The following is a 15,005-nucleotide window of genomic DNA, read 5'->3' as shown; positions in this document are numbered from 1 at the left end:
ATTATTTTACAGACTCAAGTATTAATTAATAATGAACCTGATTCTAAAATCAGTATAGATAACTTCAAAGCTACTCCAATGATTGGGTTTCCATGGCAAGATCATGAAAGAGAATATCTTCCTTTCTTTGGATGTTTCTCCTGCAACTACATGTCCCATGTGAATATCCCAACCACCAGGGAGAAAGAATTTATTGAAGCCTCGCTGTTGCAAAAAGGAATTCATTTGGTGAGTTATATATGTAAGCATGAACTCCAAGATAATATTGACCTTCTTTAAGCTCTGTTCCCTTATCAGCAGTTAAGCCTGCTGGCTCTCCATTTTTATTAAGAATATCGAATTGCTCCATTACATACCTCCTATAGCATATAAATAATTTTTACTTAGCTAATAACCATAGTTGACCAACAATATATTTGAATTGTGACATAAAAAACACCTCATATTCTCGTTGAATAATACGGTATTATAGATAAATTATTAAATTGTATATTGGTTTCGCCATTTTAAAAAGAATGCGTAAGATGGTCTATTCTTCTACATCAAGCAAATAGTCAATAAATTTTTCATGTAATGCATCATTTTTCTTTAAAGATATTCTTGTTTTTTGTTCAATTAAATCAATTGTATAATTGTCAGCTAATTTATCTCCACCATCAATCATTACCAAAATGGAATGAATAACACCTCTAATAACTTCATTTAGTATTTTCTCATAGGCAATCTTTTCATCATCAGATACAATTTTATCTTTAAGTATTTTATATTCTTCCTCAACATCAGACCATATTAAATCAGTGTTAATGGTTAATCCTTCAATACTTGTTTTTACCCAGTAATCTTTTATATCTTTAAGGTTATTAAATAGTAACCTCTGCATATCCATGTGCTACCTCCTATAGATTCGTATTTATTACTAAGACGTCCTTTAATAAAATTATGCAGTAATAATCTAAACATTAAAATGGGTTTCAATATACTTCCTAAAGTATTTATAATACATGAAGCCCCATATGGGAGTATTATTATAATAGTAAATTTTTTCATTAGTCAAATCAAAAATAATTGGCATTTCAAAAAGTGCAAAGTGCTTTTTAGGTCTTGCTGTAGCAAATTTTATTGCTTCTTTTGAGACATTTTCAGATACAAGTACGTTAAATATTGATATCCCGTTTTGTATTCCTCTAGGTAAACCTTTATAATTCTTCAAAGAGTAATCTACACAAGCATATGAATAAATAACAATATCGCTAGCATCAATTTTGTTAGTATAAGATATAAATGAAAAAATTTTTAATTTTGTTGCTAGCCATTTCATTTGAAAAATTTCTTCATACATACTTTTTACTTCAAGTGAATTTATTTGAATTTCATCAGTTCTAGTATAACGTTGTGAAACCTTGTTAAGATAATCACTATAATTCATATATTCTTCCCCCTATACTTAACTATTTATAACGGAATTTTTACCAGTGCGAAGCACTATAAGAAGATTTCGATTAACTTCTCTGTAGAATATTCTTATTATGTGCGGGATTCTATATATAGGCAAGTTCAGTAATTAGCTCAATAATTTGCTTCTTTGTTCCTTCAATCAAATTTACTCCGACGGGCCTGCCCTTTTTTCCACTAATTTCTGAAACATGAAATTCGTGAATTAGATTATCCACCAGTCGCATTTTCATCTTTGTCGAGTTTGCTTTTTCCCAATCCATTACGAATTTATCAAATATCAATGAAGCGGCTCCACGAGGCATGTTATTTTCTCTGAAGGATTTCCTGTATGAATGATATGTATATTCACGCCCACAATTGGACGTAACAACACCTGTGAGCGACGAGCATGATATAATTTCGCCACATGCCAAACATTTGATTTTGCCGACTTCCATCAAGTTATAAACCTCTCGAGCCGTCTTACAACGCACATAAATTGTTAATCCGACATCATCAAGCAAGTCCTCGTTAATTGCCCCAAGTGAGTCACTTTTATATAATTGTCGCAAACTGTTTCGAGAAACTTTTTGACACCACTTGCAATTTTGCTTGTATTTATTCCCATCATTTTCTGTGGAATTATTAAGCTTTTTATGATTTCTCCTTGCAATCCTAGCTTCATCATAGGTAGCATAACGTATCAAAAATCCATCATGAAACATTTCATCGACTAGCATAATAGCTTTGTTCAAGTCATTCAAATCAAAAACGTTTATATCTTCTACTGTAAAGTAACCCTTATGGAACGTTACCGAGTTTACAAGAATATATCCACTTCTTCCATAAGTATAAATCCATCCGTATTTTTTAGTATACTTTGGCACAACATATCCAAGATTATATTTATCAAGTAAAATCTTGTTGAACTGTTCAAAAGCTTCAAAGGCACTTTGATTCATAAACCCACGTATCTGAGCAAGACGTGGCTTTGAAGCCTTGTCATACAATTCTAACCATTCAGTCATAAAATACCCCTCCCTAGAAACTAATATAAATTATCAATACTTCGTCATAGTTTACAACAATGACTTAATTCATAAGAAAATCGTATCATACTTACCATTTTATTTCATTAATTTCCAATATATTTCAGTTAACTTTTATTTTTCATACCGTATTATTCAGTTTTCAAAGTACATTATTTTACTCTAATTTTCATTAGTTAAGTCTCTTAATTATCAAAGGATAACTTTTGTACTAATGTAATATTTGGTATAATACTGCTTAATAACAATTGGTGTTCCTTTGTAAGATACTGAAAGTTAAGGTGAGCAAAAATGAAAGAAATAAATGTTAGATTGATAAAATTAACTGATTATAATGATATTTATTTATTAATCCAAGAATTCAATCCAAAACTTAGTCTGTTTTCAGCAGAAAAAATAAAAGAGCGCATTGAATTTATAATGGAAAATACAAAAGATATCATTTTGGTTTGTGAACAAAACAATGAAATAGTAGGTTATATTCATGGAAGCCCATTTGAATTGCTTTTCACTGACTCTTTAATAAACATTTTAGGGTTTGTAGTCAAAGAAAAGTATAGAAATAATGGTGTGGGTAGCAGGTTAATTGAGAGTCTTGAAGGTTGGGCAAAAAACAATGGTTTTTCTGGTATTAAATTACTATCCCACCCAAGCAGAGTGAATGCACACAGATTTTATGAAGGGCATGGGGATGTATTTACGAAAGACCAAAGGAACTTCATAAAAACCTTCAAGTGATTAATGCTGAACATTATCAAAATATATCTTATTAAAAGTTAGAAAAATATTATTACTTTTTTCTAAAATCAATTTTTTCGTTAGGAACACCTAATTTAATCCCATTAATTATAACTATATCATCATAAACCCTTTGAATTATTGCCTTATTCTCCCGATAGTTATAATATGTGTTTGAAGATCTTTTGATCTTCAATGACCATCTCCATTATCACACATTATGAACAAATCTAGCTCCATATCATATGCATACCTGCTATATGTAATTGGAATAAATAATTGCAATAAGTATATCCTCTTAAGTTATGACTTTTTTTAACCTCTGTCTGAAATTATTGTACCATATACTGTATTGACTTACTTATTTTATACACTGATTCTTTAAATCGATAACATTAACTTCAATATAAAAAATACAACTTCAGTAATTATATGGTAAAATTTAAGTGTAGAATAATATGTTGAGATAATTCTTAGGCATATATGGAATCTACGCCTAAATAGCACTAAGTAGGGGGGGGGAATTACTAATTATGACAAGTATATATTTTGTTAGGCACGCTCAACCAGATCATGGGTGGGAGGATGATAAAACACGTCCTTTAAGTGAGGAAGGATTAGAAGATAGCAAAAAAGTGACTAAATTTTTTAAGCCTTTTAAAATAGACTGTTATATATCAAGCCCTTATAAAAGAAGTATTGATACAATAAGAGAAAGTGCAGTTGAAAAGGAGTTACCTATTTATGAAGATGAAAGACTTAGAGAACGTAAGTCAGGTGTAGGTGGCAATAACACAGAAATGTTTCATAAAAGATGGAAGGATTTAGACTTTTGCGAAGCTGGGGGCGAATCCCTTAGCATGGTTCAAAAACGTAACATTGAAGTAATCCTTGAAGTTTTAAATACTCATAAAGATGAGAACATTGTAATAGGAACTCATGGTACAGCTTTAAGTACAATTCTTAATTATTTTACTCCCGCCTATAACTGTAATGACTTTTTAAGAATTATTGACTTTATGCCCTATATTATACGACTTGATTTTCATGGATTAGATTTAGTTGGAAAAGAAGAATTATTAATTATAAAAAAAGAGTTTAAAGGAAAGAAATGATTGTGTTATTCCCCTTAACTCTAAATTATCTTAATTCACAAAAATTATGGAATAAATCTTATGATAAATCATGAGGTTTCCTAGGAATATCCTTATGTAAAATATCATTTGTTTGGAGGTAAATATGAGAGTTTTAATAGGCCAACCCATTCATGAAGAAGGACTAAGTCAACTTGAGAAGGATATCAAAACTAATACTGGAATTGATATTGTACTCTATCCTGAAGGATATATTTTAAATGAAAAAGTATTAGAAACTGCTTGTAAAATAGCAAAGGAAAATAAGGTAATGATAATTACCTCCTATAAGAAGGACAATAAAAATAGAGTTGTAATAATTAGTGACGCTGGAAATATAATTTTAGAAAGAGCAAAGACTCTGCCAGAAGATAGTGAAGAATTAGTTCAGCCACTAACAGTTGATTATAATGGCATAAACATTGGATACCTGCTGTGTATGGAGATATTAAAAGGTATGAGGGATTTGAAAAATGTGGGGGAAAATATTAATTTTATTGCTCACCCAATTGGTGTAGGGATGTTTAGTGATGAACAATTTGAGCTATGGACTAATGAAGCTAAAAAAATTGCTAAGACCTATAAAACAATTATAATGGGTACAAGTCATGCAGATGGTTCCTATAGAAATTGCGGGGTATCTCTTCCTATTTCCTATTGTATTGACAGCACTGGAGAACCTATATACCTATCAAAGTCAGATACTAGAGCACGTATTGTAGATTTAGATACAAAAAAATTTGAAGTACTATAAATTCTTGGTTAAGGTGTAAATTTCTTATATAATGAGCATAGAGTTCTTATGCAAGGCTTTTTTTGTTATAAGAAATTAATTGATAAAATAAATAATAATTAATAATAAAGAAAACCAAGCTATTCTTGGTTTTCTTTATTATTAAAATACTAAGCTATTAATATTTAAAATCTTAACAAAGCCTCTATATAAATATGTGAATCCCTCTCAAGGACTTTAAAGGAGGTTCTACTAGCTTACAAGGTAGCTAAATACTTATGCTTTCAAAATATCCTTAAACCTACAAGTTACCTCATAGGGATCTTTAGCTGCCATAATAGCAGACATTACTGCAAGCCCCTGTGCTCCAGCTTCCATTACTTTTTTTCCATTTTCTAAGCTAATGCCCCCTAGCGCCATAACAGGTATTTTAACCATTTCTTTAATTGCTTTAATAAACTCTATTCCCTTTGGCTCTGCCCCAGGTTTGCACTGGGTTTCAAAGATTGGACTAGCTAATAGGTAGCTAGCCCCCATTTTCTCTGCCTCTATAGCTTCCTTAATAGAGTGAATTGATACCCCTATTTCACCATGAAACTTTGGCATCTCCTTTACATAGTATTCATAGGAAAAATGAATTCCATGGGCCTTTACTTCCCTTGCTACTTCTATATTACTATTAATTATTAGCTTACAATTTGTATTTTTTATTCTTTCTTTTATATCTAAGGCAATGGGTAAAAGTTCATGGAAGTTTAAATCCTTTTCTCTTAGAATTATTACCCCAATGCCTCCTTTTGCAGCAGCCTCTGCTACCTCTGAAAGACTCCCCTTTGTGATTAGCTTTCTATTCGTTATTAGATAGATCATTTTTTCTCCTTAAGTAATGAATAAATTTATTTTTATTAATCACTTTAAAAGAAGATTTAACTATTCGTCTGTTCTTAAAATATTTATGTTTTTCCCACTCATTATCTTATTCATATTTCTCATAGAACACATTTTTCCACACATAGTACAGCTATCCTCGTGCTCTGGAGTTGATTCCTTTCTATATCTTCTAGCTTTTTCTGGGTCTATAGCAAGTTGAAACATCTTATTCCAATTAAGCTCTTGTCTTGCAAGACTCATTTCATTATCCCAGTCCCTTGCCCCTTTTATGTTTTTAGCAATGTCTGCTGCATGAGCTGCAATTTTTGCTGCTATTATGCCTTCCTTCATATCTTCTAGGTTTGGAAGTCTTAAATGCTCAGCTGGTGTAACATAGCATAGGAAGTCTGCCCCATTTGCTGCTGCAATAGCTCCACCTATAGCACTTGTTATATGATCATAACCTGGTGCTATATCTGTAACTAACGGTCCTAAAACATAGAAAGGTGCTCCATGACAAAGTTTCTTCTCAAGTATCATATTTGAAGCAATTTCATTTATTGACATATGTCCTGGTCCTTCTATAATAACCTGCACATTTCTCTCCCAAGCTCTTAAAGTAAGTTCTCCAAGGACCATAAGTTCTTTAATTTGACAGGCATCTGTAGAGTCATTTATAGAGCCTGGTCTACAAGCATCTCCAAGACTTAAGGTTAAGTCATATTTTTCACATATATCTAAAAGTCTATCAAAGTGCTCATAGAAAGGGTTTTCTGCATTGTTAAGTTCCATCCATGCATATAATAAAGAGCCCCCTCTTGAAACTATATTTGTAAGCCTTTTATTTCTTTTAAAAGTATTAATAGTTTCTCTATTCAAACCTGCATGGATAGTTACAAAGTCTACTCCATCCTCTGCGTGCTTTTCAACTACTTTAAAGAATTCATCCACTGTGATGTCACTTAACTCTTTATCATAAAAACCTACTGCATCATAAATTGGCACTGTTCCTATCATAGCTGGTGACATTTCTATAAGAGCCTTTCTAAACTCTGCAGTTTTTCCATAGGAGCTTAAATCCATTATAGCTTCTGCTTTCATTTCTAGCGCAGTTTTCACCTTTTCCATTTCCACTTCAAAGCTTTTACAATCCTTAGAAATTCCAAGATTAACATTAATTTTTGTTTTTAGACCTTCTCCTACTCCTTCTGGATTTAAAGATTTATGATTTTTATTAGCAGGTATTGCAACTCTTCCCTTTGCAACAAGTTCTCTTAAGGCTTCAACCTCCATACCTTCCTTTTTGGCAACTGTGTCTATTTCCTTAGTTATGATGCCTTTTTTCGCTGCATCCATTTGTGTTGTATAATTCATTAATAAATCCCCCTTAAAACTTTCTTTAATTTTATTGCTTTATCCAAATCAAATTTGACCTCTTTATCACGCTAATATGCTTGATTTTCAGACTTTTACCTATAAATTTATTTCCTTATTAAGAGTAAAGCCATTAACCCTCTAAATTCAGCCAATCCTTTAATATTGGCTGATACCCTTTAGCTTTAATAGCTAATCTCATTTCTACTACAGTTCTTTTATCTGATATTTCAAACTGCGCACTTCCCTTATCAGAATTTCCATGGCCTCCAACTTCGGTAGAAACCCCTGCAGACATCTTGGTAACTCCTAGTGGTATAAGACTATCTCTAAAAGCTTCTCTTTCTCTTGTTGATACGTTGATCCCAGCTTGTGGAAGAAAAATCCTATAAGCTAACAAAGCTTGAACTAAACTCACATCACTAACAGGTTGAGTTTCTTCAAAAACTCCTACATGGGGTCTTATTCTTGGAAGAGATAGCCCAACTTCTACCTGTGGGTAGTTATCCTGAAGATACTTACCATGAAGCCCTGACATAAAGGCTTCAACTCTCCAATTATTTAGTCCTAAAAGTGCTCCTATATTTACTGCCCTCATGTTAGCCTTGCATCCTCTTTCTGGTGCATCTAATCTAAATTTATAGTTTTTCTTTGGTCCTGCCAAATGAACTTTATCGTAGATTTCTTCATCATATACTTCCTGATATACAGTTAATCCATCTACCCCCGCCTTTACAACCTCTCTATATTCCTCTTCACTTAGAGGATATATTTCTAATGAAACTGACTGGAAATACTTCTTTAATATCCCTATAGCTTCAATAATATAAGAAAGAGGAGTATCCTTTTTTGATTCTCCAGTTAAAAGCAGAATGTGCTTTAAGCCCGTTTTTGAAATCTCCTCAGCTTCTTTTTTAATTTCTGCCATAGTAAGCTGCTTTCTTTCAATATGATTTTCTATGTTATAGCTGCAATAGGCACATTTATTTACACAATGATTTGCAATATATATTGGAGTGTAAAGTAGTATTGACTTTCCAAAGTGGTGAAGATTAAGCATATGAGCCCTTTGTGCCATAGTCTCTATAACCTGTTCAGCCGCTGGAGCTAACAAAGTTAAAAAATCCATATGACTTAATCTATCTTTATAAATAGCTCTTAACACCTGCTCCTTTGTTACCTTTGAAAAGAAATCTTCAAAGTCAAACCCCTTATAAGAAACATACTCTTCATAAAAACTCATTACTTATCACCTTCAAATAAAAATCCTGTTAATGGTGAAGATGGGTCTGCATATCTCTTCTCTTCCCCAAGCTTTGCTCTATAAGCAATTCTTCCTGCTCTAACAGCTAGTGAAAAGGCTTCTGCCATAGCAATTGGATTTTCAGCTGAAGCAATTGCAGTATTAACAAGCACTGCAGCTGCCCCCATCTCCATTGCCTCTGCTGCTGCTGATGGCCTTCCTATTCCTGCATCAACTATGATTGGTGCTTTTATTTCGTCTATAAGTATTTGTACAAGTTCCTTAGTTCTAATTCCTCTATTTGTTCCAATTGGTGCTCCAAGAGGCATAACTGCAGCAGCTCCTGCCTCAACAAGCCTTTTAGCTGACATTAAATCTGGACTCATATAAGGAAGTACTATAAATCCTTCCTTTGCAAGAATTTCTGTTGCCTTAATGGTTTCAAAGTTGTCTGGTAAAAGGTATTTATTATCAGAAATAACCTCTATTTTTACCCAGTTTCCACAACCCATTGCCCTTGCAAGTCTTGCAATTCTAACTGCCTCTTCTGCATTTCTTGCTCCTGAAGTGTTAGGTAAAAGCACTATGTCCTTAGGAAGGTGCCCTAGTATGTTTTCCTCCCTGTCATCTAAATCTACTCTTCTAACAGCAGTGGTAACCACCTGAGTATTACAGGACTTAATGATATCTGGCATCATAGCATTGGTGCTATATTTTCCCGTACCTATAAATAATCTACTTTTCAGCTCTACTCCACCTAAAATAAGATTGTCCATACAATTCCCCTCTTTCTATATTTTTATAATCAATCACTTAATTTCCTAGTTTTTTTAATTGCCTGATAAGAAGTTTTCTTTCTATTCATACAGTAACTTTTATACAAATTAAGCTTTTGTGTTGCTCTTATAACTTGTAACTGTAAAATTAACCTTGAATAGTTCGTTCAATTTTCTTAAACCTCTGTTTCCCCTAAAATTATTCTCATCACCGTATTTGCCTGATGGTTTGCTGCTATATTTACCCTTGGTGCCATAAGCCCACAACCTACTTTAGCTTCTGAAACCCCATCTCCAATTAGGTAGAATCTCTCGCCTAGCTTTTTAGTGACAATTGTATTATTTGAAAAATATCCTGCCATGCCTGAAGCTGCAACAATATACCTATCTTTCATCCTTGTGAGCACCTTAGTTGTGAGTTCTGCTTTACAGACTGGATTATCAAAAGCCTCAACTATTATTTGGGCCTCACTAAACACCTGTTCTATATTGGTTTTATCTAAGTAAATATCCACTATTTCCACTGTTATAAAAGGATTTATATCCTCTAAAAGCTTCTTTAGTGCCTCAGTTTTTTTCATGCCAATATGCTTTATAAAATATTGCTGCCTATTTAAATTGCTTGGCTCTACTACATCAAAGTCTACAAGTATTAGTTTTCCTACTCCTACTCTTGCTAAGGCTACAGCAACATTAGATCCAAGGCCTCCAAGGCCTGCAATCCCTACAGTTGCCTTTTTCAACTTCTCATGAACCCCTGGAGTATGCCTTGATACTAAAAGCCCTTCCATGTCCTCCTCTGAAGGGATTTCCCCTCTTTTTATAAAACTCAGTTTATCCCCTTCTTTAAGTCCTGTATCCTCCTTAAGAATAAAACCATTAAGAATAACAATATCTGCTTCTTTTTTTCTTTCATCTCTTAAGGAAAAAGCGGTTTCTCCTTCTTGAACTTCAATTAGCTTTTCATTGATATATAGCTTCAACTTAACCGCCTCCTACAAAGCTTACAATCTCTACTTTATCTTCTTTATTTAAGATAACTTCTAGAAACTGTTCCTTTGTTATGATGTTATAATTTACTTCTACAACTACCCTGTTCTCTGAGATAGAAAGGTTTTTAAGTAACTCTAGTACTGTTAAGTTTTCTTCAAAATTCATTTCCTTACCATTAACTATCATTTTGGCCCTCCTTTTTCTTAAATGCTTTTACTTAAAACAAATAAAATAAGCCCCACCCTTTAAGGGTGAGGCTGAGTTCTTTGACCTGATATTTAAATTGTAAGTATACTAAACTCTTAAGTATTTACAGGGCTTCAAGTTTAAATTCTTTTAAAGAACTACAGATTCTTTGGAGAATTTTTCCATTGTTGAAGCTTTGAATTTTGTTTCCTATAAATAAAAAAGCTTGCCAAGGGCAAGCTAATCTCTGTTTTAATAAACTTAAATTCAGCTTTCCTACGGTGATTCTAATCACATCAGGTTCAAAGGGTTAGGATTTCTCCCTCTCAGCTTTTCAGCACCCCTAGCACATATATTTATTTGTATGGTTTTATTATATCTTACGAATATTGTTGTGTAAATATTCCAAATTGTTAACTTTTAAAGACTAAAAATCAATTTCACACTGATTACCAAGTTAAGTGTTAGTTATAGCTCTCTATATGATAAAGTAATATCATAACAACAAAAACTGCTAGCAGGAATTCATTACTAGCAGCATTAGGTTTATACCATACTCTTATTAAATTATTCTGAACATGCCCAAGCATCAATTTCAACTTTAAATGTAGGATCTGCCAAAGAAGCTACATATAGCATAGTCATACATGGTTCATGGTCTTTTAATACTTGAGAAACAGCCTCACGTCGCTTAACATTGTCAATATTCCCCACCATATAAAACACTATTTTCACTATATCCTTAACTTCCATATTGGCCGCATTAAGATTTTTAACTAAGTTCTCCATAGCTAATTCTATTTGTTTAATTGGATCTTCGGGAACATTTCCTGCTTCATCTTTTCCTAATTGTCCAGATAAAACTAACCAGCGCTTTTCTCCTGAAACTTCTATTTGATGGGAGTAAGCTGCTACAGGACTATGTACATTTTCTGGATTCCTAAATTCTTTCATCATATCACTCCTTATTAAGTCTATTATACTGAAATATAAATGTAACTACTTGTATATTAGTAATATATCTATTATAGCAGTCTTGTTTTTACCACACTATATTTAATAACATTCTAATTTTCTAGATAATCTAAATATAAAAATTTTATAACGATATAATCTAAGGAATTTATATTTTATAATAAAAGTGCCATTTTTTTATAATTAATTTTCTTAATGCGTTCAATATATTTATTTTCCATAACCGCTACTCCTAGTAAAATTAAATTTCATTTATTCATGTAAAGCAAAATTTCATTTGCTAACTAATTCTTGCTTTTATAATTAGATATCACTTCATCCTATAAGAAAATGCGAATAAGCTAACCGATAAATTGGAAGCTGTCAGCTTAATATATTGCTTATTTTGAAAAGTACTACTTTAACCGCTTCCTCATGACAAGCCCTTGTTCAGTCTCAAAAGACACATTAAATCCACTTTTTTTATACATCTCAAAATGGCCGCCAAAATCTGATGATTGATAACTAGATTCTTTGTATGGGTATGCCTCCACAAAGTCAAATCCATCCTGGACGGCATCCTTACACACACGCTCCAATAGCAGTTTGGCAATGCCTTTTCTTTTCATCTCCGGTGCAATCACGAAACAGAATATGGATTTCACCTTTATGCCCGTGTTAGATTCCTCTAAAGGTACATAATCCATAAATCTTCGCCAACTAGCGCATTTCAAACAATCTGATTTCGTATTTGCGTTGCACCATCCAACCACCGTATCACCACTATAAGCAAGATAACCTTGAATGTTATTGCCTTTAACATATTGTAAGGCACATTCTCTTCTTTTCTCTACTGTTGAAAAATCTTTGCCCTCATAATCATCGTTACACCAACACACACAATAACATTTATGCTCATCCACATTGTTATCGTGTGGCGTGGTGTCAAAAAAATGCACGTATTCTTCTGCAAGCTCTGGTATTAACTTGCGTATCTCAACACTCATCCATTTACCTCCATTTATATAAGTAATTTATAATTAAGATTCCTGTTTATCTGTTTGTTAAATAGGTATCACTACTTCGCAACATCTCACCCTTACGACTCAATATGAAAATAGCATTAAAGTATAACTTCTAATATGCTCTTAACTACTGCTTTATTCAACATATTCTTTTACAAAATTCTTTCTTAACTTAAAGTAGATAACTGTAGCAACTGCTATACCTATTAAAGATGCAATTATATCATTATTATCCCATGACCCTAATTTGAAAACTACGTGGATATACTCTATGAGTAAAAAACACAAAATATTTAGAGAATTTATCATCCATATAACCCTAGATTTATTTGTTAAGTTTGCTCCGTTTAAAAGGGGTACTATATAGAACATGCCAATAATAGTGAATAGAAAGCTAGGTATAAGATTTGGTGCAACTTCTGCAAGCATAGTAATATAGGAACTGTCTAGCTTATAAAGATTATCTCTAAAAACATATATAAGCATAAAGAAAATATATGTTAAAGCTATCAACCTATTTAAGTTTTTATAGGACTTGCTGCTAAAAAGTTTATTATTTATATTTTTCAACTTTAAATTACTGATTTTTATCACCTCACTTATTTGCTTTATTCTTTTGCCATGGTTTATCCATCTTATATTCCTAATAAATTATACAAGAAAGCGATGCCTTAAATTATTATTTTCTTACTGGTATTCCAAACTCTTCATCAGGATTTAAGATATATTAAGCCATTAGAATTTAAAAGATTGAATACCTATAATCTTTATTTGTTCAAAGATGGCAACAATAGCAACTTGGTCACTTGTTATAAAATATCCATATCATACTATAAGGATATTATTCCACATAATTCACTTATTTCCTTTTAATGTATAAATGAGTCTCCTATTTTTTCTTAAACCTGCTTTAATCAATGCCTTAAAACTCTATGGAATGTATATAAAAACAAAAATGCTATTAAACTAAAAAATCTAAAGTTCAATAACATCATTATTTATAAGGTCTTTCATAAAGTTTAAAGTGCATTTTAAGCTATCTCAGTCCCTTGCAATAATTTTAAAATTGCAGATTTTATTATATAAAGGTTTTAATATACGCTAATTAATATTTATATAATATAAAATTCACTTTCATATTATTGGTAAACTGGTGTTAAATTCCGCATATGTCCCTAATTTAATTATAGCACATAAAAAATGTAAAATATAGACTATCATTTTCCATTTTTTACTATTAAACTAAGAGTAATAATAGTTTAGGGGTTGGTGCTTTGTACAAAGATTTGTTTAAAAACAAGAGCTTCACTTTATTATCTATTGGAGGTTTTATATCTTCTATAGGTGATTATCTCTATAACATTGGTATCACGGTATATTTGTATAGTTTAACAAAATCTGTAGGTGCTGTGGCACTGATGTGGCTTTCTAGGGCTGTTTTAAGAATTCCTATGCTTTATTTATCTGGGTTTATAGCTGACTCCTATAATAAGAAAAAAGTTATTATTTTTACCAATTTAGCTAGTGTTATTTTTGCTTTTCTCTTTACTTTAGTCAATGATCAGAGGTTATGGCTGGTGTATATTCTAGCATTTATCCTGCAATCTCTAAATGACATTGATGTAAGTTCTGAAACTGCTATCCTTCCTGAAATAGTATCAAAGGAAGAGCTCCCTTACGCTAATTCCATTTTCTCATTTTTCCAATCCACCAGTGTTTTTATTTCTCCTGCTATTGGAGGAATCCTTTATAAACTCTATGGCAGTAATATTTTATTTACTATTAATGCTATAAGCTTTTTAATCTCTGGAGTTTTATTTAGTCTAATAAAGTATAGCTTTATAAAGTCTGATAAAGCTGCAACAAGAACTGAAATAATAAAAAGTGGTGTTGAAGGATATAAGATATTTTCAAGATACTCTAGTGTTAAAACTGTGTTTGTTATCATGAGCATGTTCGCAATTCTAGGAAGGTTTTATGAAACCTATAAAGTAGCAGTTTCTGATGTGTTATTAAAACTAAACCCTGAAGGCATTATTTATTTTTCTTATGCTTTGGCTGTGGGAGGGCTTTTAGTTCCTTTTGTAGTTAAAGCTTTATCTAAGAAAACTCATGTAACTTTATTTACTCTTTCAACTGTAATAATTGCCATTGGATATATACTTTTTGGGTATTCTAAAAACCTTGTAATTACCTTTGGAGTTTTAATCATCCTAGGCTTAGCTCAAAATCTTCAGGGCATATATTCTAGTACCATAATACAAAACACTATACCTAAAGAGTATATTGGAAGGGTATTCTCCTTTTATAAAATACTACTAACTCTCTTTGCAATCTTAGGGCTAATAATTGCTACACCCCTATATAATTTAATTGGTATAGGTAACTCTTTCACGAGCATCTCCATAATACTAATTATCTTATGTGTTTTGAGCTTAAAAGGGAGTTTCAATAAAACTGTAGATAACGATCTGGATACTAAAAATATATAAATACT

19 protein-coding genes and 1 riboswitch are annotated in these 15,005 nt (G+C 32.0%); of the genes, 4 read left to right on the top strand and 15 right to left on the bottom strand.

All coding sequences use genetic code 11. The annotated features are described in order from the left end of the window. Positions 1-190: 190 nt before the first annotated feature. The 4 genes from B3040_RS12815 to B3040_RS12800 form a co-directional block, all read right to left on the bottom strand. Positions 191-349, bottom strand: coding sequence for a hypothetical protein (locus B3040_RS12815; RefSeq protein ID WP_291573884.1), 159 nt, complete (start codon positions 347-349; stop codon positions 191-193). A gap of 180 nt (positions 350-529) precedes the next feature. After that, positions 530-886 (bottom strand): histidine kinase, encoded by a 357-nt coding sequence (locus tag B3040_RS12810; protein WP_291573882.1) that lies wholly within the window; start codon positions 884-886, stop codon positions 530-532. Between the two features lie 66 nt (positions 887-952). Further along, positions 953-1,426, bottom strand: coding sequence for a hypothetical protein (locus B3040_RS12805; RefSeq protein WP_291573880.1), 474 nt, complete (start codon positions 1,424-1,426; stop codon positions 953-955). A 112-nt stretch (positions 1,427-1,538) separates the two neighbouring features. Next, positions 1,539-2,462, bottom strand: coding sequence for a hypothetical protein (locus B3040_RS12800; protein ID WP_291573879.1), 924 nt, complete (start codon positions 2,460-2,462; stop codon positions 1,539-1,541). A gap of 312 nt (positions 2,463-2,774) precedes the next feature. On the opposite strand from B3040_RS12800, the gene B3040_RS12795 reads away from it, so the two are divergent. Then, entirely contained in the window at positions 2,775-3,221 is a 447-nt protein-coding gene (locus tag B3040_RS12795; protein ID WP_291573878.1) for a GNAT family N-acetyltransferase, read from the top strand. Between the two features lie 52 nt (positions 3,222-3,273). Here the strand turns inward: B3040_RS12795 and B3040_RS12790 are convergent, their stop codons facing one another. Next, on the bottom strand, positions 3,274-3,417 hold the full coding sequence (locus B3040_RS12790) for a DUF5412 family protein (protein WP_291573877.1): 144 nt from the start codon (positions 3,415-3,417) through the stop codon (positions 3,274-3,276). Positions 3,418-3,754: 337 nt separating this feature from the next. Between B3040_RS12790 and B3040_RS12785 the strand changes: the two genes are divergently transcribed. Further along, a complete protein-coding gene (locus B3040_RS12785; protein ID WP_291573876.1) occupies positions 3,755-4,336 on the top strand; it encodes a histidine phosphatase family protein in 582 nt (193 codons plus the stop codon). A 124-nt stretch (positions 4,337-4,460) separates the two neighbouring features. Beyond that, entirely contained in the window at positions 4,461-5,108 is a 648-nt protein-coding gene (locus B3040_RS12780; protein WP_291573875.1) for a hypothetical protein, read from the top strand. 255 nt (positions 5,109-5,363) lie between these two features. Here B3040_RS12780 and B3040_RS12775 read toward each other — a convergent pair whose 3' ends face one another. From B3040_RS12775 to B3040_RS12730, 10 genes are all read right to left on the bottom strand, one after another. Further along, on the bottom strand, positions 5,364-5,957 hold the full coding sequence (locus tag B3040_RS12775) for a thiamine phosphate synthase (RefSeq protein WP_291573874.1): 594 nt from the start codon (positions 5,955-5,957) through the stop codon (positions 5,364-5,366). Positions 5,958-6,017: 60 nt separating this feature from the next. Beyond that, positions 6,018-7,331: a phosphomethylpyrimidine synthase ThiC gene (gene thiC, locus B3040_RS12770; protein ID WP_291573873.1), complete on the bottom strand. Its 1,314-nt coding sequence runs from the start codon at positions 7,329-7,331 to the stop codon at positions 6,018-6,020. Between the two features lie 133 nt (positions 7,332-7,464). Then, entirely contained in the window at positions 7,465-8,574 is a 1,110-nt protein-coding gene (gene thiH, locus B3040_RS12765; protein WP_291573872.1) for a 2-iminoacetate synthase ThiH, read from the bottom strand. Continuing rightward, entirely contained in the window at positions 8,574-9,350 is a 777-nt protein-coding gene (locus tag B3040_RS12760; RefSeq protein ID WP_291573871.1) for a thiazole synthase, read from the bottom strand. Before B3040_RS12760 ends, thiH begins: the two co-directional genes overlap by 1 nt. 176 nt (positions 9,351-9,526) lie before the next feature. Further along, positions 9,527-10,333, bottom strand: a complete 807-nt coding sequence (gene thiF, locus B3040_RS12755) for a sulfur carrier protein ThiS adenylyltransferase ThiF (protein ID WP_291573870.1) — start codon at positions 10,331-10,333, stop codon at positions 9,527-9,529. A gap of 1 nt (position 10,334) precedes the next feature. Continuing rightward, positions 10,335-10,529 (bottom strand): sulfur carrier protein ThiS, encoded by a 195-nt coding sequence (gene thiS / locus B3040_RS12750; protein ID WP_291573869.1) that lies wholly within the window; start codon positions 10,527-10,529, stop codon positions 10,335-10,337. Positions 10,530-10,653: 124 nt separating this feature from the next. After that, a complete protein-coding gene (locus tag B3040_RS12745) occupies positions 10,654-10,824 on the bottom strand; it encodes a hypothetical protein (protein ID WP_291573868.1) in 171 nt (56 codons plus the stop codon). Further along, positions 10,786-10,884: riboswitch (TPP riboswitch) on the bottom strand. Its footprint overlaps the gene before it by 39 nt. A 212-nt stretch (positions 10,885-11,096) precedes the next feature. After that, positions 11,097-11,483: a RidA family protein gene (locus B3040_RS12740; RefSeq protein WP_291573867.1), complete on the bottom strand. Its 387-nt coding sequence runs from the start codon at positions 11,481-11,483 to the stop codon at positions 11,097-11,099. 416 nt (positions 11,484-11,899) lie between these two features. Further along, on the bottom strand, positions 11,900-12,490 hold the full coding sequence (locus B3040_RS12735; protein ID WP_291573866.1) for a GNAT family N-acetyltransferase: 591 nt from the start codon (positions 12,488-12,490) through the stop codon (positions 11,900-11,902). 153 nt (positions 12,491-12,643) lie between these two features. Further along, on the bottom strand, positions 12,644-12,994 hold the full coding sequence (locus B3040_RS12730; protein ID WP_291573865.1) for a hypothetical protein: 351 nt from the start codon (positions 12,992-12,994) through the stop codon (positions 12,644-12,646). An 800-nt stretch (positions 12,995-13,794) separates the two neighbouring features. On the opposite strand from B3040_RS12730, the gene B3040_RS12725 reads away from it, so the two are divergent. Then, positions 13,795-15,000, top strand: coding sequence for an MFS transporter (locus tag B3040_RS12725; RefSeq protein WP_291573864.1), 1,206 nt, complete (start codon positions 13,795-13,797; stop codon positions 14,998-15,000). Positions 15,001-15,005 lie beyond the last annotated feature (5 nt).

Source organism: Clostridium sp. UBA4548 (assembly GCF_002387895.1).
Classification (GTDB): domain Bacteria; phylum Bacillota; class Clostridia; order Clostridiales; family Clostridiaceae; genus Clostridium_J.
The sequence above is the reverse complement of the archived record's forward strand: the minus strand, read 5'-3'. Positions and strand labels throughout refer to the sequence as shown.

Coding starts and splice junctions, on each gene's coding strand:
- B3040_RS12815 (WP_291573884.1), bottom strand. CDS start 349: ATGGAGCAATTCGATATTCTTAATAAAAATGGAGAGCCAGCAGGCTTA.
- B3040_RS12810 (WP_291573882.1), bottom strand. CDS start 886: ATGGATATGCAGAGGTTACTATTTAATAACCTTAAAGATATAAAAGAT.
- B3040_RS12805 (WP_291573880.1), bottom strand. CDS start 1,426: ATGAATTATAGTGATTATCTTAACAAGGTTTCACAACGTTATACTAGA.
- B3040_RS12800 (WP_291573879.1), bottom strand. CDS start 2,462: ATGACTGAATGGTTAGAATTGTATGACAAGGCTTCAAAGCCACGTCTT.
- B3040_RS12795 (WP_291573878.1), top strand. CDS start 2,775: ATGAAAGAAATAAATGTTAGATTGATAAAATTAACTGATTATAATGAT.
- B3040_RS12785 (WP_291573876.1), top strand. CDS start 3,755: ATGACAAGTATATATTTTGTTAGGCACGCTCAACCAGATCATGGGTGG.
- B3040_RS12780 (WP_291573875.1), top strand. CDS start 4,461: ATGAGAGTTTTAATAGGCCAACCCATTCATGAAGAAGGACTAAGTCAA.
- B3040_RS12775 (WP_291573874.1), bottom strand. CDS start 5,957: ATGATCTATCTAATAACGAATAGAAAGCTAATCACAAAGGGGAGTCTT.
- thiC (WP_291573873.1), bottom strand. CDS start 7,331: ATGAATTATACAACACAAATGGATGCAGCGAAAAAAGGCATCATAACT.
- thiH (WP_291573872.1), bottom strand. CDS start 8,574: ATGAGTTTTTATGAAGAGTATGTTTCTTATAAGGGGTTTGACTTTGAA.
- B3040_RS12760 (WP_291573871.1), bottom strand. CDS start 9,350: ATGGACAATCTTATTTTAGGTGGAGTAGAGCTGAAAAGTAGATTATTT.
- thiS (WP_291573869.1), bottom strand. CDS start 10,529: ATGATAGTTAATGGTAAGGAAATGAATTTTGAAGAAAACTTAACAGTA.
- B3040_RS12740 (WP_291573867.1), bottom strand. CDS start 11,483: ATGAAAGAATTTAGGAATCCAGAAAATGTACATAGTCCTGTAGCAGCT.
- B3040_RS12735 (WP_291573866.1), bottom strand. CDS start 12,490: ATGAGTGTTGAGATACGCAAGTTAATACCAGAGCTTGCAGAAGAATAC.
- B3040_RS12730 (WP_291573865.1), bottom strand. CDS start 12,994: ATGCTTATATATGTTTTTAGAGATAATCTTTATAAGCTAGACAGTTCC.